The 24,458-nt window shown below is 67.8% G+C and carries 16 protein-coding genes and 1 pseudogene; 5 read left to right on the forward strand and 12 right to left on the reverse strand.

The annotated features are described in order from the left end of the window. On the reverse strand, positions 1–993 hold the full coding sequence (gntD, locus tag G3I53_RS26140; RefSeq protein ID WP_164336767.1) for a guanitoxin biosynthesis L-enduracididine beta-hydroxylase GntD: 993 nt from the start codon (positions 991–993) through the stop codon (positions 1–3). A gap of 180 nt (positions 994–1,173) precedes the next feature. Between gntD and G3I53_RS26145 the strand changes: the two genes are divergently transcribed. Further along, complete coding sequence (locus G3I53_RS26145) at positions 1,174–2,823, forward strand: PhpK family radical SAM P-methyltransferase (RefSeq protein ID WP_164336768.1); 1,650 nt, start codon at positions 1,174–1,176, stop codon at positions 2,821–2,823. A 338-nt stretch (positions 2,824–3,161) separates the two neighbouring features. Here the strand turns inward: G3I53_RS26145 and G3I53_RS26150 are convergent, their stop codons facing one another. The 5 genes from G3I53_RS26150 to G3I53_RS26170 all read right to left on the reverse strand — a co-directional run bounded on the left by G3I53_RS26150 (position 3,162) and on the right by G3I53_RS26170 (position 12,217). Further along, on the reverse strand, positions 3,162–6,128 hold the full coding sequence (locus G3I53_RS26150; RefSeq protein ID WP_164336769.1) for an amino acid adenylation domain-containing protein: 2,967 nt from the start codon (positions 6,126–6,128) through the stop codon (positions 3,162–3,164). An 18-nt stretch (positions 6,129–6,146) separates the two neighbouring features. After that, the gene (locus G3I53_RS26155) at positions 6,147–6,356 is read right to left on the reverse strand and encodes an MbtH family NRPS accessory protein (RefSeq protein ID WP_164336770.1); all 210 of its coding nucleotides are present in this window, start codon (positions 6,354–6,356) and stop codon (positions 6,147–6,149) included. 25 nt (positions 6,357–6,381) lie between these two features. Further along, entirely contained in the window at positions 6,382–7,632 is a 1,251-nt protein-coding gene (locus G3I53_RS26160) for an MFS transporter (protein WP_164336771.1), read from the reverse strand. 48 nt (positions 7,633–7,680) lie between these two features. Then, entirely contained in the window at positions 7,681–10,962 is a 3,282-nt protein-coding gene (locus G3I53_RS26165; protein ID WP_164336772.1) for a non-ribosomal peptide synthetase, read from the reverse strand. A 133-nt stretch (positions 10,963–11,095) separates the two neighbouring features. Beyond that, the gene (locus G3I53_RS26170; RefSeq protein ID WP_164336773.1) at positions 11,096–12,217 is read right to left on the reverse strand and encodes a crosslink repair DNA glycosylase YcaQ family protein; all 1,122 of its coding nucleotides are present in this window, start codon (positions 12,215–12,217) and stop codon (positions 11,096–11,098) included. Between the two features lie 158 nt (positions 12,218–12,375). Between G3I53_RS26170 and G3I53_RS26175 the strand changes: the two genes are divergently transcribed. Further along, positions 12,376–13,410, forward strand: a complete 1,035-nt coding sequence (locus tag G3I53_RS26175; RefSeq protein ID WP_164336774.1) for an IS630 family transposase — start codon at positions 12,376–12,378, stop codon at positions 13,408–13,410. A 25-nt stretch (positions 13,411–13,435) separates the two neighbouring features. On the opposite strand, the gene G3I53_RS26180 is transcribed toward G3I53_RS26175, so the two are convergent. After that, a complete protein-coding gene (locus G3I53_RS26180; protein WP_164336775.1) occupies positions 13,436–17,008 on the reverse strand; it encodes a non-ribosomal peptide synthetase in 3,573 nt (1,190 codons plus the stop codon). Between the two features lie 681 nt (positions 17,009–17,689). Between G3I53_RS26180 and G3I53_RS34165 the strand changes: the two are divergent. After that, positions 17,690–18,063, forward strand: a pseudogene (locus G3I53_RS34165) (hypothetical protein). Here the strand turns inward: G3I53_RS34165 and G3I53_RS26185 are convergent. Then, a complete protein-coding gene (locus G3I53_RS26185; RefSeq protein ID WP_164336776.1) occupies positions 18,035–18,745 on the reverse strand; it encodes a DUF6417 family protein in 711 nt (236 codons plus the stop codon). The pseudogene G3I53_RS34165 and the gene G3I53_RS26185 sit on opposite strands and share 29 nt — an antisense overlap. Positions 18,746–19,046: 301 nt before the next feature. Between G3I53_RS26185 and G3I53_RS26190 the strand changes: the two genes are divergently transcribed. Then, positions 19,047–19,709 (forward strand): HNH endonuclease family protein, encoded by a 663-nt coding sequence (locus G3I53_RS26190; RefSeq protein WP_164336777.1) that lies wholly within the window; start codon positions 19,047–19,049, stop codon positions 19,707–19,709. A 194-nt stretch (positions 19,710–19,903) separates the two neighbouring features. Here the strand turns inward: G3I53_RS26190 and G3I53_RS26195 are convergent, their stop codons facing one another. Genes G3I53_RS26195 through G3I53_RS26205 form a run of 3 tightly spaced genes read right to left on the reverse strand, consistent with a single transcriptional unit; the run spans position 19,904 to position 22,776 of the window. Next, entirely contained in the window at positions 19,904–21,433 is a 1,530-nt protein-coding gene (locus G3I53_RS26195) for a UvrD-helicase domain-containing protein (protein ID WP_164336778.1), read from the reverse strand. After that, positions 21,430–21,906 carry a hypothetical protein gene (locus G3I53_RS26200; protein WP_164336779.1) on the reverse strand — a complete coding sequence of 159 codons (477 nt, stop codon included), beginning with the start codon at positions 21,904–21,906 and terminating at the stop codon, positions 21,430–21,432. The genes G3I53_RS26195 and G3I53_RS26200 overlap by 4 nt, the downstream gene beginning before the upstream one ends. A 3-nt stretch (positions 21,907–21,909) precedes the next feature. Beyond that, positions 21,910–22,776 (reverse strand): DUF6083 domain-containing protein, encoded by an 867-nt coding sequence (locus tag G3I53_RS26205; RefSeq protein WP_164336780.1) that lies wholly within the window; start codon positions 22,774–22,776, stop codon positions 21,910–21,912. A 304-nt stretch (positions 22,777–23,080) separates the two neighbouring features. On the opposite strand from G3I53_RS26205, the gene G3I53_RS26210 reads away from it, so the two are divergent. Continuing rightward, on the forward strand, positions 23,081–23,608 hold the full coding sequence (locus G3I53_RS26210) for a pentapeptide repeat-containing protein (RefSeq protein WP_164336781.1): 528 nt from the start codon (positions 23,081–23,083) through the stop codon (positions 23,606–23,608). Here G3I53_RS26210 and G3I53_RS26215 read toward each other — a convergent pair. Then, positions 23,577–24,412, reverse strand: a protein-coding gene (locus G3I53_RS26215; RefSeq protein WP_164336782.1) for an IS5 family transposase whose coding sequence is annotated in 2 segments (ribosomal slippage) — positions 23,577–24,034 and positions 24,034–24,412 — 837 coding nt in all. Because the reading frame shifts where the segments join, the coding sequence is not laid out codon by codon here. The two genes, G3I53_RS26210 and G3I53_RS26215, sit on opposite strands and share 32 nt — an antisense overlap. Between the last annotated feature and the right edge of the window lie 46 nt (positions 24,413–24,458).

The following is a 24,458-nucleotide window of genomic DNA, read 5'->3' on the forward strand; positions in this document are numbered from 1 at the left end:
CTAGGTCCCTTTCCTCGCGGCCATGTCGAACGTGCCGATCACTCGGTCGGCTGGAGCGGACCGTGCGGCACGCGACTTGCGCAGGTCACGGGCGACGTTGAGACGCTTGAGCCAGCGGTCTCGTCCGTCGTAGTTCGCACGGAAGGAGTTGCGCCCGTGGACAGCCCGGTAGTTGTCCACGAATAGGACCTCGCCCGGGTGCAGTGCGACTTCATGAAGATTGGTCTCCAGGTGCTTGCCCAAGACGTCCAGCGCTTCCCAGGCGACCGGGTCATGTGCTCCGGGGTCCATGAAGTACGGGTCCAGGCGCAGGTAGGGCGCTGCAGGGTCCCCGAAAAGCACAGCGATCCGCGCCGGCTCTTCGGTGAAGGCGCTGGCGGAACCATGGGAGTTGTCCGGCCTGACCAGGAATCGCGGCTCGAAGAGTGTCCGCACCGCGTCCTGCGGCAGCGCTTCAACGTCGAGCGTCGCGTAGGTGGTGGCCACAGAGTCGTTGTTACGCAGGCACATCAGCCCGACGTAGTCGGCTCGATAGACGTGAAATGCGTCCTCGATGTGCCAGTAGATCTGCATGTCGCTGGCCGAGTTGAGCTGCACGTTCTCATGGCCCGGGATGGGCAGCACGTCGTGCATGACGCGGCCGGTCTGCTGGGTGCGCCACGCGATCGCATCGCCGAGCAGCGCCCCGCACAGGAAGAAAAAGATCTCTTCTCGCCGAGTGCTCCTCGACGCTTCCTGCATGCCCCAGCTCAAGGGAGTCGGCCCGATCCGGGCGTCGTCGAGCGGGTAACCAGACACGACTATCGCGCCGTGCGACTCGTTGAGGCGGACATCGTGCATCGCAAGGCGCAGCGATCGTGGCAGTTCGTGGGCAAGCACCGCAGCCTGTTGGAGGAACGTCTCGTCCTCCACCCCGGCGAAGTGCGTGGCCAGTTCATCGACGAATACCAACACGTCCTCGGTGTCCCGGGCGCTCAGCGAAAATCGGTACATCGCTCCTCGATCTCCGTGCCTTGCGGCTGCTTATCGCCACGTCGGGGTCCGAACGTACACACGCAGTACCGACGCGAAATCGACAAAGAGCGGAGCCCAGCCTCCACGTCCTGTGGATTTCACCCGGGGAGACCGGTGCCAGACTGCAGGCAGCCCAGGTCCCGCCCACGGGGAGTAGTGATGTCCGACCGGATCGACTGCTTGGTCATCGGCTACAACGACGTGGACTTCGCCGAGTATGAAGGCCGGGTCATGTCGCGCAGTCCCGACTTCCCTGACCGCCGAATCTTCATGCGGGACCACCTCTTGCTCGGGGATCAGCGTCTTCCGTACATGGACGTGATCAACAGCCTCGCCAACCGCGCCCGAGCCGGCGCCGACGAAAACTACTACCACGTCGGCGAAGTGCCCAACCTGGCCGCGGTCTACCTGACCAACTTCCTGATCCAGCACGGCTTCTCCGCCGAGTTCGTGAGCCTCTTCGCGCCGGAGCGCGACCGGGTGGCCCGGCTGCTCGACCAGCGCGACCCGCGAGCAGTGGCCATCACGACCACCTTCTACCTCACCCCGGCACCGGTGATCGAGATCGTCCGCTTCATCCGGGCCCGACATCCGGAGACCACGATTGTCGTGGGCGGTCCGCTGGTGGACAACCTCACCACGGAGTCCGACCCGGAGACGCTGGCGGACATGTTCGACCTCATGGACGCCGATGTGTACGTCCGTGAGTCCCAGGGCGAGGCGACGCTGGCCCGCGTCGTCGAGGCGGTGCGCAACGGCCGTGCTTTGGACTCGACACCCAACCTGTATGTGCGCCACGGCGGTGATTTCGCGTTCACCGGGCTCCAGCGTGAGAACAACTCACTCAACGAAACAGCTATCGACTGGAACCTGTTCACCGATCTCGAACTCGGCGCCACGGTGCAGACCCGGACTGCGCGCAGTTGCGCATTCAACTGCAGCTTCTGTGATTTCCCGGCCCGTGCTGGTGCGCTCGCGCTCGCCGACATCAAGACGGTGGAGAAGGAGCTGCGCGTTCTGTCGGAGCGCGGCATCCGCAACCTCGTCTTCATCGACGATACGTTCAACGTGCCGCCCAAGCGGTTCACTGAGCTGCTGCGGATGATGGACCGCAATGACTTCGAATTCAACTGGTACTCGTTCTTCCGCTGTTCGTCCACGCGGGATGACGAGACCTTCGACCTGATGGCACGCACTGGATGCCGGGCAGTTTTCCTGGGCATCGAATCAGCCAGCGACTCGGTGCTGAAACAGATGAACAAGTCCGCCTCATCCGCCCGGTACCGCTACGGAATCGAGCAGCTCAAAGCTCGCGGGATCATGACGTTCGCCTCGTTCGTGGTCGGATTTCCCGGTGAGAACGAGGAGACCGTTCAAGAAACCATCGACTTCCTCAACAGCGCAGCGCCGACCTTCTACCGCGCCGAACCGTGGTGGTACAACCACCGCTCCCCCATCCACCAGCGGGCCGGAGAACTCGAGCTAAGCGGACAGGGCTACGACTGGCGGCACCAAACGATGGACATCCACAGTGCGTGCGATGCCCGAGACGCAATATTCGACGGTGTGACCACCTCGAAATGGATACCGAGCTACAACTTCGACTTCTGGGCGCTGCCCTATCTCGAAGGCAAAGGCTTCTCGCTGAACGACCACGCGCTGGCGTTCCACACGGTGGCAGAACAGGTGATGCGCTGGAATGACCAGCCCGGTCACCAAGAGGCCGCAGCCTCCGTCAATGAACTGTCCCGTCTGTTCAAGGGAATAGACTTGGCTCCTGCCAAGTACAGTTCGAGCAGAGCTAGTTAAGGCGCCCGATGCGAGCTTGAGTACCATTCTGTCTGGTAGTTGAGCAGTCTTGGTCTAGGGGAATCCCGCCACTCCGCTCTTGCCGCGTGGGCCGTTCCTGACATGCCGCCAGGCTTCACAGCGAAATGGGCTCCCCCACACAACTTCCGTCATCGGGTAGCCGCCTTCCTCAAGCTCGTGAGACGGCTCGGCCGACCTCGTCGGATCACCGAACGGACAACGCTCCTCTACGTGGTGACATGCACAGCACCGGCCGATGGTTTCACCGGCCAGCGTTCTCATCTGCTCTCGCCGGCTGCCCCATGGGCGCGCCTCCATGCGTGCGTGCCTGACGATGCTCAGATCACGTCATCGTTCTCCGTCATGTCCTCGACGAGCTCAAGCATCGCCAGCAGTTCCTCATCGTCGACCAGCGTCATCGTGTCCGGATTTAGCTCCTTCGCGACAGCGGCCACCGACTCGGCCCGGAGGAGCTGGTCGACCGTCACTGGTATGCCGGTCAGCCGCTCAAGGAGTACGGCGACGCGCATGGCCATCAGCGGATCACGAGAGGGAAATCGGTCGTTGGCACCGACCACGTGGCCCGTCACCGTGGTGAACACCCGCGCGACCTGGTTCTCCGCCCAAGTGCGGGGTGGAACGTAGGACCGATCGTCGACAATCTCACGGGCTCGCAGGACCGCGCGGTCGATCTTGCCTGAGGTGGACAGGGGCAGCGCGTCGACTTCGATGAACCGACTCGGGATCATATGCGTGGGCAGATCGACGCTGAGGTGGTCCCGCAGCATCTCGGGTGTGCACGGTCTGCCAGCCACGGTGAAGTAAGCGACCAAGGTGCTCGACTCGTCAGAGAGCTCCACGGGTACGACAGCCGCGCGCGCCACGGCAGCGTGCTGGACCAGTACGGCCTCGACCTCCTCCAACTCGATGCGGAGTCCGTTGATCTTCACTTGGCTGTCGATGCGGCCGATAAAGCGGATCTCACCGTCGTCGCCGCGCACGCCCAGATCACCGGTCGCGTACATGCGCTCGCCCGGCATGGTCGGGTCAGGGATGAACCGGCTCGCCGTCAGGCTGGGCCGGCCGAGATAGCCGACGCCGACGCCGAGCCCGCCGACGTGAATCTCGCCGGGCACACCGGTTGGCGCGGGATCGTTCCACCGGTCGAGGACGTGGACAGACCGGTTGGCGGTAGGGTGGCCGATTGGCGGCGGCTCGCACCACTCCGTGTGAGCACACTCATATTCCAGGCAGCCCACCGCGGTCTCGGTGGGCCCGTAGATACTGACAAGGCGCCGGCCGGGGGCGTTCCAGCGCACCACCAGAGGGCCTGGGATGGATTCGCCTCCGACGAGCAGGTAGCGCAGGTCCGGGTACGGGCCGGCGTCGAGGAGCCCCAGCAGCGAGGGTGTGCCGCCCAGATAGGTCACGCGTTCCTGGACTATCAGCTCACGCAGCGCTTTCGGGGAGGTGCGCGCGGGTCGGTCTGCTACGACTAGGGCGGCGCCACGGGTCAGCGCGGCGAAGATCTCCCCGTGGGCGAAGTCGAACACCAAAGCCATGTGCAGCAGCATCCGGTCGCCTCGCCCCAGGTCAAACAGATCGCCCAACCAGAGCAGGAAGTTCGACATCGCCGCGTGTGCGAGCACCGCTCCCTTGGGACGGCCGGTGGAGCCGGACGTGTAAATTAGGTAGGCGAGGGAGCGCTCGTCGGTCAGGTCGGCTGGCGCCGTGGTTGGTCTGGTACCAATCGTCGGCCCGTCGCGGTCGAGCTCGACGCGCGGCAGGTCCGCCGTGCCGAGCACGTCGGCGAGGCTGGAGTGCGTGATTACGGCCGCCGCATCGCTGTCCTCCAGCGTGTACTGCACGCGTCGGCTGGGATGTGAGGGGTCAGTCATCACGAACGCCCCGCCGGCCTTGAGCACCCCCAGCTGCGCGATGAAGACATCTGGGCACGGGTCGAGCAGGATCGCGACGACGTCACCTAGCCCTACGCCGGCTCCGCGCAGATGGTGGGCCAGCTGATTGGCACGGGCGTCGAGTGCGGCATAGGTCAGGTCAGCGCCATCGAAGCGCACCGCCACCGCGTCAGGTGTAGCCAGGGCCTGGGCGGCCACCTGGCGGTGGACAGGCTCGTGGTTCCACGGGCGGCGGGGGCCACGGGCGGCGAGCAGGGCCTGCTCATGCTCGGCCGCGGTCAGTAGCCTCAGGTGTGCCAGGGGGGTGTCAGGGCGTGACGACGTTTGGTTGAGCACGGCTGACAGGTGTCGGGCGAGCCGATCGACGGCTTCACGACTGCACGCCTGTGGCCGCCGGTCGAAACGGATCTGCGGGTGCGCCGCGGCGGTGCACACGGTCAGGGTCAGTTCGGCCGGTCCTGGTGGCAGTGCCGCCTCCGTGACATGGAACGTGGTACCCGCGCGGTGGATCCTCTGCCCGGTGAGCGGGTCGTGACGGACGAGAATCCGGCCCAGCGGATGCGCCGCCGCCCGCTCGGAGTTGTCGACGAGCGGCCCGGCAGCGGCGCGTTCCCGTTGTTCCGCCAGTCCGTCTACGAGGTCGCCGAAGGTCATGCTGTCGGTGACGGTGCGGCACAGCCGGCGCGGCTGGGTGTGCGCACCGACCGCGGCCGGACCGCAGGCTCGCACGAGGATGCCGACGGTGATGTCCGGCTCGTGGGTGTACCGGGCGAGGACCGCGACAGCTGCGGCAGTGACGACGGTGACTGCCGCGTCGGGATCCTCCGGAATCATGCCCGCCGCTATGCTCAGCGGGTCGGGCGGATCCGCCTGCTCTCTGCCGTGCGGCGCGGCCTGGGCCCAGTAGCCGAATTCGGCTCGCTCCGCCGCGGTCGCGGGGGTCCGGATACTCACATGCGTGGCTGCCGCTGGGAGCGTACGCCCTTCGGTCAGCGCCGCGTACACGGCGATGAGGTCATCAACCAGCAGTCGGATGGAGTGCTCGTCGAGTCGCACCGGATCCCAGCGCAGGCGCAACACCACGGGCCCGGTGGCGTCGGTCTCCATTTCCGTCGTGAGCGCGGCGTCTGTCGGTGGCGGTGTGTGCGCGGAAGCGATGGTCTGGTGTGGTTCTCCCTCGGCGTCGAACTGGATGCTGGCCCGCAGCGCCGTGTGCCGCTCCCACAGCAGGTCCAGCGCGGTCCGCAGCGCGCGGACATCCGGTGAACCGGTCACGTGCAGCACAGCCTTGCCATGCTGACACTCTCGTCCCGGATCGAGAAAGGCGTTCAGCAGCGTGTGCTGCTGGACCAGGCCAAGAGGTGCTCGGTCGCGGTGCGGTGGCACAGAGACCATGGTGAGCGGTCAGCCGTCGGCGGCCATCGCCTGGCGAACGCTGAGTGGGCGCATGTCTGTCCACGTGCGGTCAATGTGCTCCAGGCATTCTTCACGCGACCCTCGGGTGCCCTCGAGACGCCAGCCCGCCGGAACCTCACGGCCCTGCGGCCAGATCGAGTACTGCTCCTCGTCATTGATGACGACGCGCCACTGCTCGCTGCCTTCGTTGGTGGTCATCGGGGCCTCCTCGGTGCTGTGGGTGTCAGGTTGCCGCCTGTTCCGTCGGGGATACGGCGGATGCGGCCGTGTTGTCGCGGTGATGGCCGTAAACCAGTGCAACGATCAAGGCGCACACCGCGAAGGCGCCACTCAGGCCGAAGATCACTGGCAGCGGAAGAAGAGCCAGCAGTGCGCCCGGAACCGCGAAGCCGATCGCATTCGCCGTGGTGACGCTGCTGAAGGCCTCGGTCTTGCGCGCCGGATCCACGACCAGCTCGACGGAATAGAACAGGACAGTGTTCAACGGAGCGGTGCACAGGCCGATGACGACGTACCCGATGACCGCCTGCCAGAAGGTCTGGGCGAAGGCGAGCGCCATACCAGCGGCGATCATGACACTCATCAGGATGATGCTGCGCCATACCTGGCCCAGCTTCATCCTGGTCGCTACCGCGCCGTAGCCGAAGCCGCTCAGCACGCTCGCGATGGCCAGGATGGCGATCAGTGTGGCTGCAGCACTGTTGCCGGTGCCAAAGCTGTCCGACAGCGGCAGGGCACCGATCTCCAGGGTGCCCAGCGACTGCCCGAAGGCGCCGGACACGGCGAGCCAGAACCAGAATCTGGGGTTGCGCCACAGACCGGGCGCCACGGTCTGTGGCGCGTCATCCGCTCCATCCGCCGAAGCGATATCGGTGGACGCAGCACGGCGGGGACGCAGCAGGACGGCGGCCAACAGGGTGATGATCGCCATCGCATACAGCGGTGCGACAGGTGCCACGAGCGCGGTGAGGATCACGACGAACGGCGCTGCGATGACGACCAGTTCGATCACGGAGGAATCCAGCGACAGGGCCGGAGGCAGCAACCGCTTGGGGACCCGCTGGCCGAGCAGTGTCCGCGTGCTGCCGCCAAGCCCCGCGCCGACTGCCGCAATGACACCGGCTATCAGGACGATCAGCGGTGCCGGCGCGCCGGTGTGGAAAGCCATCGCGATCAGTCCGAGCCCGGCTGCCATGACCACGAGCAGTCTCGGCGCCCAGGTGGCGACGCCGATCCGGTCGTAGACCCGCCCGGCCAGGGGCGCCACCGCTGCAGGCACGAGCGTCCACACCGTCACCAGCACGCCGCCCAGGGCGACCGAATCGCGCTGCTGCATGGCGACGAGTACGAATGCGATCGGCGCCATGATGCGTGGAAGGCGGTAGGCCTGCGCCGCGGCCGACCAGCGCCAGTAACCGCCGTGGCGTAACAGCTCTTTCAGCGAACCCGAGCTCTGCTCCGCAGAGTCCGTCATACTCCGTGCACCCTTCGTCTATCGGTGTGGCTCCGTGCCGCCGAGAGATCAACAGAGACGGGCAACGTGGGCGGCGACGGCCCTAAGGGTACGTTCCTTGAAGATGACGTTGACCGGGATCTCGATTTCGAGTGCGTCCCGGAGGCGCGCCACGGCCTGTGTTGCGGTCAGCGAGTGGCCGCCCAGTTCGAAGAAGTCGTCGTCGAGCCCCACGCGGTCCACACTCAGCAGGGCGCCCCAGATCTCGGCGAGGACGCTTTCGGCGTCACTCGTGGGTGCTACATAGTCGGTGCGCCGCAACGCCAGTGCGTCCGAGCCGTATGCCGGCAGCGCCGCGCGGTCGACCTTTCCGTTGGCGTTGACCGGAAGCTGATCGAGTATCACGTAGGCGGCGGGCACCATGTATTCGGGCAGTTTGGCTGCCAGTGCAGTGCGTAGTGCTACGGGTGTGGCTGCGGTGCCCTCGGCAGCGGTGACGTAGGCGACGAGACGCATGTCGCCGGGCACGTCCTCGCGGGCGACGACGACGACGTCGTGCACGCACGGCACCTCCTGCAGGGCACTTTCCACCTCGCCGGGCTCGATGCGGTATCCGCGGATCTTGACTTGGAAGTCGACACGTCCCAGGAATTCCACATTGCCGTCCGGCGTGAGGCGGACGCGGTCGCCGGTGCGGTAGAGCCGGCCGCCGGCTGGCCCGAACAGATCAGGAATGAACCGCTCGGCCGTCACACCGGGAAGGCCGAGATAGCCTCGTCCGACCTGGGCGCCGCCGACCAGCAATTCACCGGGAATGCCGATGGGTACCGGGCGCAGCGCCGAGTCCACCACGTAGATCCTGGTGTCGTCGACCGGGCGACCCAGTAGTGCAGGCAGGTCGCGTCCGGGTTCGGTCGGCCAGTGGAGCACGTCAATCGTGGCTTCGGCGGGACCGTAGAGGTTGAGCAGCGGCACGTCCAGCAGGCTATGGAAGCGCTGTTGCAGCTGCGCGGACAAGGCCTCGCCGGAGGACACGACCAGCCGCAGCGAACGCGTGTGCTCGGCGACGTCCGATGCGCTCAGCAGCGCGCTGAGCATGGCGGGCACGAAGTGGACGACGGTGACGGCGTGATCGTCGATGGTCTGCGCGAGCGCCTGCGGATCACGGTGAGCCCCCGGTTCCGCGACAACGGCGCACGCGCCCACTGTGAGCGGCCAAAGGAGTTCGCGCACGGACACGTCGAATCCGATCGGCGTCTTGTGCAGCAGCCGGTCGTCCTCGCGCAGCGGATAGGTGCTCTGGACCCACTGCAGGTGGTGCTGCAGCGCGTCGTGTGTGATCATCGCTCCCTTGGGCTGCCCGGTGGATCCGGAGGTGTGCAATACGTAGGCAAGGTGATGCGGTGCCACACCCGACTGTGGGTCGGTGTCCCGTGCAGCTTCGATATCGGGCTGCTCCGCATCGAGGTCGACGAGGCGGACTCCGGGCAGCGGCGGCAGTGCATCCCGCACGTTGGTGACCACCAGCGGCAGGTTGTTGCCGACCATCGCGGCCAACCGGTCGGCGGGCTGGTCAGGGTCCAGTGGCACGTAGGCCGCGCCGGACTTCAGCACCGCGAGGACAGCAATCAGCAGCTCGGCGGAGCGGTTCAGGTGCACGCCGACCGGGACTTCGGGTCCGGCGCCGAGCCCGCGCAGGTAGTGGGCCAACTTGTTGGCGCGGCGGTTCAGCTCGGAGTAGGTGAGTCGCTGCGAGCCGAACACGACCGCTTCGCGCTGCGGGTGCGCGGCGGCGCACTCGGCGATCGCCTCGTGGACACAATGGTCCACGGTCCGGCCGCTGTCCGAGCGGTTCCACGAGCTGATGACGGTGTCCCGCTCGGAGTCAGGCATCATCGGCACGGCGTGGACGGGCCGGTCAGGGTCGTCCATCAGTCCTTCAAGGAGCACGCGGTAGTTCTCGACCAGACGCTCGATGGTGGTGTGGTCGAAGAGGTCCGAACGGTAGCGGAACGTGCACGCGACGCCGCTGGGCTCCTCGTCGAGGATCAGCACGAGGTCGAACTGAGCGTCTGGGACGTTGATCTCCAGCCACTCGTACTCGAGGCTGCCCTCGGGGGCCTGGTTCGTGACCGGCCCTTCAGGTTGGAAGGCGTACATAACTTGGAACAGCGGGTTCTGTCCGGAAATCCGCTCTGGTTGGATCTCCTGTACGACGCGATCGATGGGCAGTTCGCGGTGATCGAAGCCCTCCATGGTGGTACGCCCGACCCGCCGGACCAGTTCCTGGAACGACGGATCTCCCGACAAGTCACCGCGCAGCACCATGGTGTTGACCAGGAATCCGACCAGGTTGGCCAGTTCAGGCCGGCGGCGCACGGTGTAACACGCGCCGACACCGACGTCCTCCTGGTTGGCGTAGCGGCCGAGCAGGATGTGGAAGGAGGCCAGCATGACCACGAACATCGAGGTCTGCGACCTCCGTGCGAACTCGTGCAGCTGGTCGCTGAGTTCCTGGGACAGCACCAGCCTGCACGCGCCGCCCTCGAGGCCGGCAGTCGCGGGACGGGGGCGGTCCGTGGGCAGATCGAGGAAGCCGGAGAACCCTTCGAGCGCACCGCGCCAGTAAGTCACGAGCCGGTCGAGGTTGCCGCCGGAGAGGAACTCCTGTTCCCACACGGCATAGTCGCTGTACTGGATGGGCAGCTCGAGTAGTTGCGGCGGCCGCTGTGCCCGGTACGCCTCGTACAGCTCGCCTAGCTCGCGCATGACGATCTGCGCGGAGGTCCGGTCGAAGACGATGTGGTGCACGACGATGACCAGCACGTGCTCGGCATCCGACAGCCGCAGCAGCCGAAGCCGAAGCAGCGGGCCGACACGCAGGTCAAAGCCCTTCAGCACCTCGGCCACGGCGTGCTCGGCAACGACGGCGTCGCGATCGGCTTCGTCGTGCCCTGTCAGGTCGGTAACCGGAAGTTCCACGTCGAAGGCCGGACCGACGACCTGGACCGGCATGCCGTCAACTTCCTTGAACACCGTGCGCAGTGACTCGTGACGGCGCACGATCTCGTTGAAGGCCCGGCGGATGAGGTCGGTCTGCAACGGTCCGCGAATCGCGATCGGGAGTAGGAGATCGTTCTCGGTGTTCTGGTCGGTGGTGTCCTGGCCCAGTAGCCGATAGGTAAACCACATCGCCTGCTGGGCGGAGGAGGCGACCGCCGGCCCGGCGTGCTCTCTACGGACGAGCCCGAGAGGTTGGCCTTGCTGCTGTTTCCGGCGGGTGTGATTGGCTCGCAGAAGCCGGAGTTGCTCAGGGCTGAACGTAGCGCCCGCGGTACTGTCCTGCGTCATTCGACCCTCCACGTAGGGCGCTTGCCGACACCAGCGACGTCACCGCGAATCTAGCCAGGAGTGGTGTGCGGTCCATCAGTTCGGCGTGGAGAGTTCCTTCAACACGTTGAGGAAGGCGGTGTGCACAGGCAGGTCAGGTGGGCTCGATCCGTACGGTGCCGGCGCCGACCCAGGCAGCGGCTTCATGAAGGGCCTGTTCGGCGAAGTCGCGCGCGGACGTGTCGAGCAGGCGGAGATGCCCGGCTGCCAGCGTGGTGCCTTCGCGTGACGGGTCCAGGGAGCCGACCAGTCGTCCCCCAGCAAGTACGGGCATCGTAAAGTAGCCGTTGACTCGTTGCTCCTTCGGCTTGTACGCCTCGAGCTGCAGGGCAAGGCCGAAGATTCGTCTGGTTCGCTCACGGTCCCACACCAGCGGGTCGAACGGTGAGAGCAGCACGACGCGCGACGGCGTGGCTCCGTGCGTGTGCGCGGCTTCCAGCCCATCGGCAGTCGTCCACGCGGGGTCGCTCCACCCCTCAACCTCAACCTGTGTCAAGTCGGGTGCCGTGTGCAGGGCGGCGCTCACGTCAGCCAGCCGTTGACGGAAGTATCCGGCGATGTCACGCGTGGTCGCTACGCCCATCGCGCGCACCGCGGTGCGCACCAGGTGGATATGGCAGTCTTCGTCGCTGGGCCGCGTGGCCAACAGGTCCGGGGGGATGACGTGCTCGGTGAGGTGGTAGACGCGCTTCCATCCTGAACGGGTCACACATGCGGCCTCACCGGTCCAGTACAGCGTCTCAGCGGCGCTCTTGGCCTCTGACGGGCTAGACCATCCGCCCGCGACCCGCGATGCGCCAAGGTCAGCCGCCGAGATCGGCCCGGCATGCAGCATCGTGCGGACCCGGTCGACGGCTTCGGCGCTCGCGCGCGGCTTCGCCTCACGCTTGGCCCGTTCGGCTTTGCGCCGGAACGAAAAGTACGGCCATGCCTCGATGGGCAGCAGGCAAGCAGCGTGCGCCCAGTACTCGAATGCGCGGACACCATCGGTGCTCCAGTACGCGTCTTCCACGGTCTTGCGGCCGATAGCCCCGAGCCGGGCGTAGGGCACGAGTTCGTGGGAGCGCGCCAGTACCGCGATGGTATCCAGTTGCACCGCGCCGATCCTGCGTAACACGCCCTCGACCGTGTTCGGCCCGTCGGCGTCCAGCAGCCCTTGAGCGTGCAGGGCGCAGGCCCTCGCCTCGTCGGCTGAAAGCTTGTCAGTGGTGAGCATTCACGCATTCTCCCGCATCTAAGCGATTTGCCTGAAGTTCTGCGCGGAATCCGGGGCGGCGTCGGCCGGGCGTGATGGCCCCGATGGCAGGAAGACCTCGCCGGGTGTTGGGTCGAGGTTGACGAAACTACGACAAAACCGGCGAGGTCAAGGTCAGTATGCGCCCGGCATCCGTGTTCGCCAACCCTCCCGCCCCGGCGTATGCACACCTGTACCACCTGCTGCATCACCAGTGGCGGGAGGCCGCCCGCGCGGTGATGGTGCTGCTGTCCGCGGCCGGTCTGAGTGCGGACGAGATCGGCACCCTGCTCGACTGCCATCCGGCCACGGTTCGCCGCTGGATCCACCGCTACAACACCGACGGCCTACCGGGCCTGGCCGACCGCCCCCGCCCGGGACGGCCCCGGCTCGGCGGGCCGCGGCTGGGCCAGCGCATCCGCCGCCTGCTGATCCGCCCCGGGCCGTGGACCGTCCCCCGGATCCGGCACCGCCTGGGCCGCCCCCGGATGAGCCCGCACACCCTGTACCGGCGGGTGCGCGAGCAGGCCGCCTGGCACCGGCCCCGCCTGACGGCCAGGGGCGATCCGGACCGGCCGCGCGTTCTGGCCGCCCTGCGCCGGCAACTGCGGGCCCTGCCGGCCGGGTCGGTGGTCCTGGCCGAGGACGAGACCCACCTTCACCTGCTGCCGCACATCCGGGCGAGCTGGATCCCACGCGGGACGCGGCAGCAGGTGGCCACCCCCGGCAAGAACCGGCAGACCACCGTCTTCGGCGCCCTGGAGGCGGCCACCGGCGCCTGGCACTACACCCTCGGCCGCCGCACCGCCGCCGAGTTCACCGCCTTCCTCCACGCGCTGCTGACCGTTTACCCCACCGCTCCGGTGGTCGCCGTGGTCTGCGACAACGACAGCATCCACCACGCGAGGGCGGTGACGGACTGGCTGGCCGACCACCCCCGCCTGCACCTGCTGTTCGGCGCCCGCTACAGCCCGCACGACAACCCGGTCGAGCGCATCTGGGCCGTCTTGAAGGCCCACCTCGCCAACACCGCCGTCACTTGGCCAGGCCGCCTGCGCCAGGTCCACGCCTTCTTCCGGCACCGCTCACCCGCCCAGATGCTGACCACCGCCGCGCCCTGGACCTCACCCTGGCTACCGAAGAATTACGCGCAGAACTTCAGGCAAGCCGCTTAGCGCTCGGGAGGAGCGGGCCTGGCGCTCACTGGTCGCCGTCCAGTACCGCGTTGATCTCGTCGTCGGAGAGATTCTCGATCTCGTGGAGCAGGTCCTCCAGCGTTTCCGTGTCATTGTTCTCGGTCTGTTGCATGTCGACGACGGCGCTGCCGTGGATCTTGGAGGCAATGCCAGCCACGGTCGGCTCGTCGAAGAATGCGCGCAGTGTCAACTCGACGGCGTAGCGCTCACGAATACGTGCCGCAAGTTGGGCGGCGAGGGCGGAGTAGCCGCCGAGTTCGAAGAAATCATCGTCTGGAGCGACTTCGTCGAGCCCGAAGGCCAGGGCGAACATTCCGCACAACTGCCGGGTGAGCTCCTGGAGCGTCGGGACCGATGCGGGCTCTGACCGCCCCAACCGCGAAAGTCGCTGGTCCGGTTGGGCAGCAGCTGCGTGAAGCAGCTCGGTGAAATCGTCAATAAGTTCCTGGATGGTCGTTGCGTCGAAGCGGTCCCTGTCGTAGTCGACACTGACGTACAGGTCGGTCCCCTTCTCCTCAACGAGCCACACGAGGTCGAACTTCGCGCGACCGCTGGGCAGTTCGTGCCCCGGCTCCACCTCCAACTCTGCGAACCGGGCGTCGCTTCCTGGACCACGGTCCACCGAGAACGTCGCCCTGACCTGCGGGGCACTCTGACGTCCGAGGTGTTCCACCAGAACATCTAGGGGAAGCTCCTGGTGGTTGTAGGCGTTCACGCAAACGGTTCGGACCCGGTCGAGCAGTTCGCGGAATGACGGATCCCCCGAGAGGTCGCAACGCAGCACCAGCGTGTTGACGAAGTAGCCGATGAGATGTTCGTGGTGAGGCAGAGGCCGATGAGACACCGGAGTTCCGACCGACATGTCGTCCTGGCCGCAGCGGCGGTGCAAGACGATCAGGAAAATGGTGAACAGCGCCATGAACCGTGTCACCGAGGCGTCTGGAGCCAGTTGGTCGATCCGGTCACGCGCTGCGGTCGGCAGCATCGTCCTGGTGGTGTCGGCGGGCCGGTCGGCATGCGCCGTTCCCTCACGGTCCTGCGGTAGCACTAAGGGCGGTGAGTCGGCAAGTTTGGGACGCCAGAAGTCCAGCAGTTGTTCCAGTTCGCGACCTCGCAGGTGCTCGCCCTGCCACATCGCGAAGTCCGCGTACTGCAGGGGCAGGTCAGGCATTGCGGGTTCGTCACCGCGGACGATTGAGTTGTAGTTGGCGCTGAGGTCCTCAAGGAAGACCTCAGCGGACGCGCCGTCGAACACGAGGTGGTGGGCATTGACAACTAGCAGGTGGTCGTCCTCTGTCAGGCGCAGCAGCCGCACGCGCATCACCTGAGTGCGCACGTCAATCCAGCTGGCAGCCTCGGTGCCAGCCGCGGCGAAGGCCGCAGCTTCCCTGTCCTTGGCCGGCAACTCGGTCAAGTCAACGATCTCCCAGCCGACGTCACCATCCGGCTCCACCACCTGGATTGGCGTCCCGTCGACCGTCAGGAATCGGGACCTGAGGATGTCGTGACGCCGCACTACCGCGTTGAGTGCCGACCGGAACGCCACCATGTCGAGACGTCCATGGAAGCGACACCACCAGGGTGCGTTGTAGACGGGGCTCTCATCTAAAAGCTCGTTCATGAACCACAGTCCGCGCTGCGCTGCTGACAGAGGGGAAGCACCGGGCAGACCGGTTCGCTTGTGCAGCGCCCTGGACATCAACTCACGCCTGCGCCGGGTGGTGGCCTCTGCTTGCTCGGGCTGCCGGCCGGGGGCTGGCTGGTCGTCGACGAGCGTACGGACGATCGAGGCCACCTCGCGCACGGTCCGGTTGTCGAAAACTGCCCTGTGCGGCAGTTCGACCTCCAGCATGCGCCGGGTGCGGGAGATCACGCGGGCGACCTTCAGCGAATCGCCGCCGAGGTCGAAGAAGTCGTCGGTGACACTGATCTGCGGGACGCCGAGAACCGCACTCCAGATGTCCGCCACGGCCTGCTCGACGGGATCGGCTGGCACCACACGGCCCTTCGCCGTTGGCGGAAGCGGTTGCCGGGACAGAGCCGTGCGGTCGACTTTCCCGTTGAGGGTAAGTGGCAACTCGTCGACTGCTGCCCAAGAACCAGGCACCGTGAACTCCGGCAGCAGTGCCATGACATGGTTCCGGATCCCTATGAGGTCCAAGTCGTCGGGCCCGTCGGCACGGGCGACGACATAGGCTGTCAGGCGGCTGCCGCCGGATCCGTCCTGCAGGGCGACCACGCAGGCCTGGCTCACATCCGGGTGCCGCTCGATGACTGCTTCGACCTCAGCGGGCTCGATCCGGTAGCCGTTGACCTTCAGCTGATCGTCTGCTCGCCCCAAGAACTCCAGATTTCCGTCGGCCCGCAGGCGGGCCACGTCACCCGTGCGGTACATCCGCGCCCCGGCCTCGCCATAGGGGTCGGGCAGGAAGCGCTCGGCAGTCATCGCTGGCCGGCCTAGGTAGCCACGCGCTACCGGCAGTCCGCCTACGTACAGCTCACCCGGCGCGCCGTCGGCGACCATCCGCATCTGCTCGTCAAGCAGGTACACCTGGGTAGCCGGAATGACTCTGCCGATGGGCAGTGTCCAGTCTCCGTCGGCTCCAGGCGTGTAGTCGTCCGTGTGCAGGTACGTGGCCGTCGCTGTGGCCTCAGTCGGGCCATAGACGTGCACCAAGGGCATGCCAAGTGTCACCCACTGCTGCACGGCCCCCGGCCGTGCAGCCTCTCCGCCCATCAGCACGAAGCGCACACAGTCAGGAAATCGGTCGCCGTCCGCGGCCATGTCCTCGACCACGCCGTGCCACAGCGCGGTGGTGATCCCGAAACCTGTCACCTGACGTCGTTGCAGTACCTCAAGCAGCGTTCGGGTCGACGTCAGCACACGCCGGCGCCCGGCCAGGAGCACAGTCGCCCCGGTCAGCAACGACGGATACACCTCCTCCAGGAACGCCGAGAAGCTGATGGCCGCCATCTGAAGGAATCGGTCGCCATACCGCAACGAGAACCGGTCAGCCGCGCATCTGGCCAGGTGCACCAATCCGCGGTGCGTGATGACCACGCCTTTCGGGTCACCTGTCGAGCCGGATGTGTAGATCACACAGGCAGCGCTGTTCGGGTGCACCTGGACAGCGGGCAGGGGCGCGTACTCCCCCGGGCCGTCGGCGTCGAGCAGCACTGTGACGGGCCCGTCCGGCAGGCGCTGGGCGAAGCGGGACTCTGACACCACCGCGACCGCCGCGGAATCAGCCACGAGGTAGCGCAGACGCTCGTCGGGATAGTCGGGGTTTATCGGCACGAATGCCGCTCCCGCTTTGAGGATGGCCAGTTGGGCGACGATCAGTCCGAGCGAGGGTTCGATGCAGACGGCGACGCGGTCCTCCGCCGCGACGCCCGCCCTGCGCAGCTCTGTAGCCAGGATGTCAGACGACCGGTCCAGCTCACCGTAGGTGAGCACCGTCTCGTCGCACTCGATCGCGGGAGCGTCAGGTGTCTGCCGGGCTCGTTCACTAAACTGCAAATGCACCTGGTCTGTCTCCCGGCTGCTCACCAGGTCGCTGGCCTTGCGAAGTACCATCGTGACTCGCCCCCTCGTGCGCGAACCCGGCACCACCGATGACGCATCCGGCCTGACGGTAGGGCGACATTCGTCCACGTCGAATCAGCAGCAACGATGATCGGCACGTCAACGCTCTGTTGACTGCTGCATCGCCCAGGCGCGTTCAGTTCCTGACCGAGCGGCTGGCCCTGGCCCTGGTCGTCCACCTGGATGCTGCCATGAGGATCTCTCCGTCCGCCGCGCTGGCGGCCGCGTTGAGTGCCGCACCTCAGCTCCCGCCTACCGACCCACCGGATCGTCGCGCTCACCGGCGACCGGCAGCGGCGCCGCCCCGGCGAGGTGCCCGCCCACGAACCGCACGATCACGAGCCGGGGGACTGATATCCGGCCCGGATCCGTCATGCGCCCCCCGCCGGCCACGTCCGGTCCGGCGGATCGTGGTGCTCGGATCCGGGCCGGCCCCTTCCCGATCACTGCTGGCGGCGATTGCACTCCGCGCTCAGGTACTTGAGCCGACGACGGACCTTCTCGCCCACCCGTGCTGCCTCGGGGACGGGGACACCAGCTCAGCGCGCGGCCTGAAACGCCATCCGCTTTCCGAACGTGATCGTTTAGTGCGGGCGGGTGGGTATGAATTCCGGTCGGCAGCGGGAGAGATGGGCGTGGTTGGTCCGCTCGTCCGGCTCGTGGAGGTGGCCGGTGGCGTCGGTGCTCGGTTTGCTGGAGGCTCGGGAGAAGAAGGTCCGGGAAGAGATCGCGCGGTTGCGGGAGGAGGCGGAGCGAGTGCAGGCCGCACTCGGCGAGGCGGAACGCGTGCCGCAGCGGCTGGTGGATGCCCGCGTGACGGTGGCCGAGGTGCTGGCACTGGACTACCAGCGGATCGTGTCGGTGCTGGAGTCGGAAGCGGGCCGAAAGAGCATGCGCTGCCAGCAGCTGGCCAGGGCCCTGGGCTTCGGGTGGTCCCGGCGAAGGTCGAGGGGGTGCGGTCGAAGGCGAAATGCCTGGCGGAGCGGGGGTGGGCCCGGCAGGTGCGGCCGGGGGTGTTCACCGCGCTCGCTGCACCGGCCGGCTGAAGGCGCCGGGGCGGCGCCCGGCGAGGCGGCCGCTCATGGGCATGGTCATCGACCACCGCACCATGGCCTTGGGCATGGCGGGCAGGGTCTCGTAGTTGTGCACCAGGCGGCGCGAGCGCATCAGCCGGCTGAGCGTTCTTTCCACCACCCACCTGCGCGGCAGCACCACGAAGCCCGTGGCGTCGTCGGTGCGTCTGACGATCTGAAGGGTGAGCTGGAGGTTCTCGGCCGCCCAGTCGACCAGCCGCCCGGCATGGCCGCCGTCCGCCCACACCAGGCGGATGGAGAAGTGCACCTTGCGCAGTTGCTCGAGCAGCGGGACGGCGGCGTCGCGGTCCTGCACGCTCGCCGCGGTCGCCGCGACGGCCAGGACCAGGCCGAGGCAGCCCACCACCAGGTGCCGCTTGCGGCCGCCCACCTTCTTGCCGCCGTCCCAGCCGGACGTGGAGCGCGGGATGTTCGCCGCTGCCCGCAGTGACTGCGAGTCCACGATCGCGGCCGTCGGATCCACGGTGCGGCCCTCCTTGGCCCGCACGCGGTCGCGCAGCCGGTCGTGGAGCTCGGCCAGCAGACGCAGCAGGTCGTGTGCTTCCTCCAAGGTCAGCAGCGCCAGCCGCTGCGCCGGGCCGTCTATGGGGGCGTACTCGATCTCGTCCAGGTCGAGGTACTCGTCTTCATCCATGATCGGCGCAACGCCCCCTGGGACACCATGGTCACGTACGGGTTCTTGGGCGGCCCCGGCCCAGGGCGCGGAGCACGAGGGCCGCCCGGCCCTTTACGTCCTGTCAGCGCTCAGGGCAGTTCGACGGTAGGCCTCGCGCCCCGGTGACGCCTACTCGCCGAGTCCGGCCGGGTGACCGCCAAACACGCCGTGTCGATCTTGCAGGACGGTCGGTTCTCTGCGGTACGACCATTGCCCTCACACGGGTGATACCTCTGACCATCAGGCGTGTCGGGCCTGCCTGGACCGCTATCAACGGCACATGGTCACCACCGTGTCGCGCAGTCTTGCTGCCGCCGTGCTCGCCGTCCTGCTCCTCGCTCTCTCCCCCGCCTCCGCGTACGCCGTGGAGACCCTGCCGCTGGCCGAGGCCGTCACCCGCCTGCCCCTGGAAACGGAGTCCCGCGATGGCTACAGCCGGGACAGCTTCCGCCACTGGAACGCCGGGCTCGATCCGGCCGACGGCTGCAACACCCGCGCCGAAGTCCTCATCGCCGAGGCCGTCGAGACTCCCGCTGTGGGCGCAGGCTGCCGCCTGACCGGCGGGCGCTGGTTCTCCTACTACGACGCCACCTGGGTGACCTCTGCCTCGGGTCTGGACATCGACCACATGGTTCCCCTTGCCGAGGCATGGGATTCAGGCGCTTCCGCGTGGAGTGCCGGGCGCCGCGAGGCCTATGCCAATGACCAGGGCTCTCCCCAGGCGCTGGTCGCGGTCACCGCCCGCTCTAACCGGTCGAAGGCCGACCAGGACCCCGCCCAGTGGCTGCCGCCCGCCACCGACGTGCACTGCCGCTACGCCGCCGAATGGGTCGCCACCAAACTCCGCTGGACCCTCACCATCGACGGCACCGAACTGGCCGCCCTCAACGATCTGGCCGCCGCCTGCCCCGACCAGACCGTGACCTACGAGCCGGCCTCCTAGACCTCGACGAGCCAGGCCGTCTCAGCAGTCAGCCCCGCCCGGTTAGATGGCCGGGCGGGGCTGCTCAGTATGTGTGGTCGTGAAGGGCGGTCGCCTACGCGGCGAAAGGCTCTGCAGGGCTTCAGCCGAACGATCGTCCCTGCAGGCGATAGGTGAGGCCCGGGGACACTGTCCCCTCCACCACCACGTTCCTTTCAACCGTGTGCGCCCGATGGATGTTCCCGGGCAGGAGTCTCGTTTTGTGAGGGCGGTTTCGGCAGGTCGTGGTGGCCGTCGGGGTGGTCGTGGATCCAGGACAAGCCGCCCAGATCCAGGCGCTGGCGGGTACGGGTGACGGCCACGTAGGCCAGGCGGGCTTCGGCATCGTCGATGGGGGCGGGCGGCGCCGGAAGGTCCGTGCGATCGCCGAAGTGGTTGTCCTGGGATCGGGCGAAGTCGTCGGCGATCAGCACACGGGGCCATTCGCGCCCCTTGGCTTTGTGGGCGGTGGAGACGGTGACCTGGGCGTGTGGCTCGGGGACAAGCTGGTCGACGGCGGTGAGGATGGCGTCGGTGCCGTGGGTGTCGACGAGGTTGACCAGGGGCTGCAGGTCGCGTCCGGCCGGGTCGTGGGCGGCGTAGTCCTGCAGGTCTCCCCAGGAGGGGAAGAGGGTCAGTTCGGGGTGGTGGGTGCGGTGGCCTTCCTTGAGGTCGCGGGCGGCGAGGGCGAGGGCGCGCAGGCTGTCTCCTCCCCCGGCCAGGGCGACGGAGTATCCGGCGGCCATGAGGGCCATGACCTGGGCCATGGCGCCGGCGTTGGTGCGGCACAGCACAGCGTCCGGGCAGGGGACGGGGCCGAGTTCGGTGGGCACGGTGGAGGTGCCGGTCAGGCGGATGGGGGCGTCGGCCAGGCGCAGCCAGCGGTTGGCCTCCGCGGCGAGGTCGGGACCGAAGCGGAAGGACTGGGACAGGGCCAGTCGGGTGCCGTCGAAGCCGGTCATGACGTCTTTGGCGCCGCGCCAGTGGTAGATGGCCTGGGCGGAGTCGCCGACCATGACCAGTTGGGCGTGGTCGCGCTGGGCGAGGAAGATTTGTTCGACGACGGGGTTGGTGTCCTGGGCTTCGTCCAGCAGCAGGAAGTCCGCTTCGAGTTTCGGTTGGGTGAGGGCCCAGATCTTCAGGTAGTGGTCGTGGTCGAAGCGCACCGCGCCGTCGTCGGGGTGCTGCAGGTCGGCCCAGGCCTTGCGGGCGAAGGGCACGATGTGGGCGGCGAGCTGGGTGTGGAGGTCGCTGTCTTCCAGGTTGCGCAGGCGGGGGACGTGGTGGCGGGTGATCGTGGTGTCGGCGGTGTGGCAGAAGCGCATCACGGTGCGCAGGGTGGTGTTGGAGAGGGCCTTTTGGGTGACGTCGCGGTCGCCGATGCGGAGGGCTGTGGTGAGGCCGAGGGCCTGTCCGGTCTGCCAGGCGGGGCGGCGGGGTGCGTTCAGGCGGCGGGTGTAGCGGTGGCCGACGGCGGCGTAGGCCAGGGCGTGGGCGGTCTTGCACAGGACGTTCTTGGGGAAGCGGTGGCTGGCGTCCTGGGCGATGGCGCGGTTGTAGGCGAGGTAGCGGCCGCGGCGGGTGGTGGTGCGGGCGAGCAGGGTCAGGGTGGTGGTCTTGCCGGTGCCCGCGCCGGCCTGGACCGTCAGGTGGTCGCCGGTGGTGAAAGCGTCGGCTGCGGCGGTCTGCTCGTCGGTCGGGTTCATGGCGTGGGTCCTTGGGGGGTTCGGGTGAGCGCGTGCCCCATCGCGGCCAAGAGGCGGGCGGGGGTGGTGTGGGCGAGAAGCCGGCGCAGTTCGTGTTCGAGGCGTTTCACTTCGTGATCGGTGTGCTCGGCGAGGGCCCGGTGGACGGCTCGTTCCAGGAGGCGCTCGGGTTTCTGTCCCGTCCGGAGGGCCGTCGTCCGAAGGGCTGCGTGGGCGGCGGGCGGGAGGGCGAGGTTGAGCAGCACCTGTCCGCTCGCGTCCGGGTAGTGGGTGGTGATCACGTCGAGGGGGAGCCGGTCTTTGAGCCGTCGGCGCAGTCGGTGGGCGGCCCGGTCGGGGGTCTTGGCGGGTACGAGTGCCATCAGGCGGGTGGTGTCGCAGTTGGCGGCGAGCGGCATCCTGCGGCAGGCCGCGTCAAGTTCGGCCGGGTTCAGGGGGCGGGTGAGGGTGATTTCCAGGGCGCGGTGCGGCATCCTTCACCGCCGGTGGGGCTGGTCCGGCGCGGGGTTCGGCAGCCGGGTGTGGAGGTGGGCGGCGTGCAGGAGCGGGTCGAGGGGCTGCCAGTCGGCCAGGGCCAGGTCGGCAGCGGCGGGGGCGGCGGTGTGAGTGGTACAGCGTTGGGCGCGCCAGCGCAGTTGCTCGGCGTAGGGCAGGTGGTTGAGGTCGTAGACGGCCATGCTTCCGCCGGGTAGGGCGAGTTGGCCGCGGTGGGGCTGGATGGGCAGCAGCGTCCAGCGCCCGGCCGGGTGAGCCGGGTCGAGGATCGGCTGGGCGCAGCGGTGGCGCCGGCGGGTCTGGGCGATGCAGCGGATGTCTTCGACGGGGCTTTCACCGAGGTAATGCGTCAGGAGAATCCGCACGACGGGTCGGACCGGCCGGTCACCATCAGGTTCCGGAAGTGCGGTGGCGGGCGCGGAGGGCGTGGGGGTGAAGGTGCCGGTGTCGATCAGGCGGCGAGAGCGCACGGCGAGCTGGCGGCGCAGCGATGCGAGGCGGGGATCGGTGGCGCGGGGGTGTGTGGTGGGCCGGGGGCAGAGGGCGGCGTGCGGGAGGCGGCACCAGCCGCTGCCGTCGTCATGGGGGTGGGCAATGCCGCCGCTGAGGTGCCAGCGGCAGGCTTCGGGCACGTCGGCGGTGGCGACTTCCGCCGGGTGCAGGGCGATGGGCCGGTGGTCGGTGCGCTGGTACCAGTCGATGCGGTTGCCGCAGCTGCGGCAGCGGCCGCTCTGGCCGGCGCGCAGCAGGCGGCTGGGGCTGTGCGCGGCGACCTGCAGGGAGCGGCGGGGCTGGCGGGGGCGGGGGCTGCCGTCCCAGTGGCGGCCGGAGGTGGAGTTGGGGCGCATGGCGGGCAAAGTGCCAGGCGGCACGCGGTCATGGGCGATGCTGCGGCGGGGATGTCCCCCGGCCGGCCCAGCACGCCCGAACAAATCAGCCGGTGCGCGATCGGGCGTTCGGCGTCTGCTCGTCGATTCGGGTGATTCCTTGCGCACCGTGCCCGACGGCTATCTATGGGTCGTTCCGGCACATACGGCATGTTCGCAACGTGGGTCCGTCCCCGACGCTGCCCGTCATCGCCGAGCCTGAACCGATCTCGTTCCCCGGGCGTCCCTACGGGCATCTGACACTGCACCGTGGAGCCGCCGCACCATGAGCACATCCGCACCGCCAGATTGGCCGCACTGCGCACACGGTGCAGACCTTGCTGCCGACCCTTTCGGCTGCCGCGGCATCCACGTCCCCGGCCACGCCGCATGTCTCGCCCACCTGGCTGGCGCCGACTGTGACGCCTATCTGGCCGGTCTGACTCCCGGCGCCAGCATCGACCACCGCGGCACCACCTTCACCGAATCCCTCCTCATCGCCTTACTCAACGCCCTTCGTGACACTGCAACCGGTCACCCCCGCTTAGGCGCCGCCCAGTTCGGGTCGGCTACGTTCGAGGGCACCGCCGAGTTTGGGCCGGCGAAGTTCGACGGCACCGCCGGGTTCGAGTCGGCGACCTTCAAACACACCGCCGGGTTCTGGTCAGCAACCTTTAAGGGCGCCGCCAAGTTCGGGTCGGCGACGTTCGAGGACACCGCCAGGTTCTGGTCGGCGACCTTCGAAGGCGACGCCAGGTTCTGGTCGGCGGCCTTTAGAGGTCCTAACAAAGGCGTTGGACGTGCCGGTGGGTGATCAGGCAGGTCGCGAGGCCGAGGAAGGCTTCGTGGATGTCGTCGCGCCGTTCCCAGCGGACGCGTAGGCGCCGGAAGCCGTGCAGCCAGGCGATGGTGCGTTCGACGACCCACCGGTGCACTCCGAGCCCCGAACCATGAGGGGTGCCGCGGCGGGCGATCACCGGCTTGATGCCCAAAGCCCACACGAGCCGACGGTACTTGTCGTGGTCGTAGCCACGGTCGCCGAGCACCATGTCGGGCCGCCGACGCGGCCGCCCGACCAGGCCCGCAACGGACGGGACCTTGGCGAGGAGGGGCAGCAGTTGCGTGACGTCGTTACGGTTGCCGCCGGTCAGCGACACCGCGAGCGGGACGCCCTGACCGTCGACGAGGACGTGGTGCTTGCTGCCCGGACGCGCACGGTCGACCGGGCTGGGTCCGCTTTTGGGCCTCGTCGAGCGGCCCGCACATGGCTGGAGTCGATCACCGCCCGAGACCAGTCGAGCTGCTTCGCAGCCCGCAACTTCTGCAGCAGGATGACGTGAAGGCGGTCCCACACGCCGGCCTCGTTCCAAGCGGCCAGCCGCCGCCAGCACGTCATGCCTGAGCCGAAGCCGAGCTCCTGGGGTAGGTACTCCCACTGGATGCCGGTGTGCAGGACGAACAGAATCCCGCACAGAGCCTGCCGGTCAGGAACCCTCGGCCGCCCGGCGACCAGCTTCGGACCCGGCTCCGGCAACAACGGCTCGATCAGCGACCACAGTTCGTCCGACACGATCCACGGACGGGAGTTCCTCTTCCCCACGAACAGAGCAACGAGCATCTGAGCCGACAGTCACACCATCAGCGACTTCTGTTAGGACCTCTTA

This window comes from Streptomyces sp. SID14436, assembly GCF_010548465.1.
GTDB lineage: Bacteria > Actinomycetota > Actinomycetes > Streptomycetales > Streptomycetaceae > Streptomyces.

Coding starts and splice junctions, on each gene's coding strand:
- G3I53_RS26195 (WP_164336778.1), bottom strand. CDS start 21,433: ATGAACCCGACCGACGAGCAGACCGCCGCAGCCGACGCTTTCACCACC.
- G3I53_RS26155 (WP_164336770.1), bottom strand. CDS start 6,356: ATGACCACCAACGAAGGCAGCGAGCAGTGGCGCGTCGTCATCAATGAC.
- G3I53_RS26175 (WP_164336774.1), top strand. CDS start 12,376: ATGCGCCCGGCATCCGTGTTCGCCAACCCTCCCGCCCCGGCGTATGCA.
- G3I53_RS26165 (WP_164336772.1), bottom strand. CDS start 10,962: ATGACGCAGGACAGTACCGCGGGCGCTACGTTCAGCCCTGAGCAACTC.
- G3I53_RS26180 (WP_164336775.1), bottom strand. CDS start 17,008: ATGGTACTTCGCAAGGCCAGCGACCTGGTGAGCAGCCGGGAGACAGAC.
- G3I53_RS26200 (WP_164336779.1), bottom strand. CDS start 21,906: ATGCCGCACCGCGCCCTGGAAATCACCCTCACCCGCCCCCTGAACCCG.
- G3I53_RS26205 (WP_164336780.1), bottom strand. CDS start 22,776: ATGCGCCCCAACTCCACCTCCGGCCGCCACTGGGACGGCAGCCCCCGC.
- G3I53_RS26170 (WP_164336773.1), bottom strand. CDS start 12,217: ATGCTCACCACTGACAAGCTTTCAGCCGACGAGGCGAGGGCCTGCGCC.
- G3I53_RS26190 (WP_164336777.1), top strand. CDS start 19,047: ATGGTCACCACCGTGTCGCGCAGTCTTGCTGCCGCCGTGCTCGCCGTC.
- gntD (WP_164336767.1), bottom strand. CDS start 993: ATGTACCGATTTTCGCTGAGCGCCCGGGACACCGAGGACGTGTTGGTA.
- G3I53_RS26185 (WP_164336776.1), bottom strand. CDS start 18,745: ATGGATGAAGACGAGTACCTCGACCTGGACGAGATCGAGTACGCCCCC.
- G3I53_RS26210 (WP_164336781.1), top strand. CDS start 23,081: ATGAGCACATCCGCACCGCCAGATTGGCCGCACTGCGCACACGGTGCA.
- G3I53_RS26145 (WP_164336768.1), top strand. CDS start 1,174: ATGTCCGACCGGATCGACTGCTTGGTCATCGGCTACAACGACGTGGAC.
- G3I53_RS26160 (WP_164336771.1), bottom strand. CDS start 7,632: ATGACGGACTCTGCGGAGCAGAGCTCGGGTTCGCTGAAAGAGCTGTTA.